This window comes from Campylobacter sp. JH32 (assembly GCF_017846535.1).
GTDB lineage: Bacteria > Campylobacterota > Campylobacteria > Campylobacterales > Campylobacteraceae > Campylobacter_D > Campylobacter_D coli.
Genome location: NZ_JAEQBS010000028.1, coordinates 1 through 1,840, shown reverse-complemented (window position 1 = coordinate 1,840; position 1,840 = coordinate 1). Strand labels below are relative to the sequence as shown.

At 29.0% G+C, this 1,840-nt stretch carries 2 protein-coding genes; both read left to right on the top strand.

Annotated features, from left to right (window positions below; translation table 11 throughout):
* Positions 1–141: 141 nt before the first annotated feature.
* Entirely contained in the window at positions 142–651 is a 510-nt protein-coding gene (locus KAR67_RS09335) for a hypothetical protein (protein ID WP_171831585.1), read from the top strand.
* A gap of 49 nt (positions 652–700) precedes the next feature.
* Entirely contained in the window at positions 701–1,657 is a 957-nt protein-coding gene (locus KAR67_RS09330; protein ID WP_139865445.1) for a hypothetical protein, read from the top strand.
* The last annotated feature ends 183 nt before the right edge of the window (positions 1,658–1,840 follow it).

Genomic DNA, 1,840 nt, shown 5'->3' with positions numbered 1-1,840 from the left:
CAAAAGCAAACAAACCGAGAATAAAATTTTAAGTATTTAAAGAAAATTCACTTAACTTTCAAAGCAAGATTAAACTTTTGCTAGAATAAGTCGATAGTAGTTTTAAAGAACTTACAAAAAGAATTTACGAAAGGATTTCAAATGAAAAAGATTTTTGCTTTTTTAGCTTTAACTTCTTTACTGACTAGTTCTGTTTTTGCTGAAGATTTTTTAGCTAAACTCACAAAAGGTGCTTTAAGTGATACAAGCCCGGGTGTCAAAGAACTCAGCCTTGAAGAGATGAAAGAGGTTAGGGGAGGTGCGTTTCAATCTGTCGGTAACTGTTTAAGTGGGACAAATTCTTGCTTAAGTCTTGCCGTAAGTCAAACTATAACAGGAACTCATTATAGAGATTTTAAAGCTATTCTTACAAACGAAGAGCCTCATAGCACAAATTATCATATAGGGTTTGTCGCTCAAAAAAATTGGTCTATATCTAGTCTTGGAAAACCTTATAGTTTTCTTACATACTCTGCCATCATTTTCGATAGAGCTTCTGGGACAATGTATAAACAAAGCAGTCAAGTATTAAATAATAATGGAATTGTTAGGGAGCTTAGTTATAGATATAAAAATCAATTTGATAGGCAATTAGGCGGATTATCAAGGTAAAAACCATAAAGCCGATTTAAATTAAGATAAATCAGCAAGGAGTGAGAGTATGATAAACACAGCTTATATAAATAACCATCATAAAGGTGGTTATTCTACTCAAAAATTAAAAGATATATCTCAAGCAACAACGCAAAGCTTGGGAATTTCAAAAAATTATAAAATTGATGCGACACAAATGCAAACACTAGTTAAAAATCTTTCTCAAAATAAACATTTCGACACTATCGATTTTACCAAAACGCTAGAAAACGCCTATAAAGTGTTTTCTAATTTAATGCAATTTTCTAAAAATGAACTTCCGCTAGGTTTTGAAATGGATAAAAATAGTTTTGAAATTTTAAAAATTTATGACAAGGCACAAGATTTAGAAAATAATTTTTTAAATGAAAATAATTCTTATAAAGGAAGCAAAGTGGTCATAAATTTGAAAGATTTAAACTCAAAGGATAAATCTTTTATGAATTTTGCAAATGTAGTTTTTAATCAATTTGGTGGCGGTTATCTTATTGAAGGACAAAGCAATATAAGCGGTAAGTTAATGGGATTTGATAAAAATATGGATAAAAATCAAATCCAAGATTTAAATGACTTTATAAAAAATAATTCTTTTATAGCTAACGGCTCAATGGAAAAACTTATGGAAGCACTCGATTTGTTTAGTAGCAATTTAAGCATAGAAGAATTTAAACAAAAATGGCTAAATTTAACAATAAATTTAGAGCCAAGCAATAAAACCATAGAGCAAATTGTAAGAGAAGATCTTAAGGCTAAAGAGGAGCAAAAACCTCGCACTCCCATACAAAGCGAAAGTCAAAACAAAGAAACTTACAAAGATGATAATGTAAGAAACGAGCTTGTAAAAAAACTATTAGAAGGTAAATTTAGCACAAGCGATGAGTTAGAACTTCTTTTTGGTATGAAATTTAGTGATGATAACACAGGAGAATTTAATAAAATTCTTTCTTTAAATTCTACACCAAAAAGTATAGATATTAAAGCTTAAAACATTAAAAACTTTGATTTAAATACAATCAAGTAAAAAGATTTTTATAGATTTGTGCTTCTTTAGCCTTTAAAACTCTTTGTTTATCCAAGTAGAAAAGCTCTTCGGCATTGTCTTTGAGTTTTTGCAAGGAATTTATATCCTTAAATTTTCTAACTCTAAATCCTATTATTTTTCCATTTG

Bases quoted from the DNA above. Each gene is read 5' to 3' on its own strand.
- KAR67_RS09335 (WP_171831585.1), top strand. From the start codon at position 142: ATGAAAAAGATTTTTGCTTTTTTAGCTTTAACTTCTTTACTGACTAGT.
- KAR67_RS09330 (WP_139865445.1), top strand. From the start codon at position 701: ATGATAAACACAGCTTATATAAATAACCATCATAAAGGTGGTTATTCT.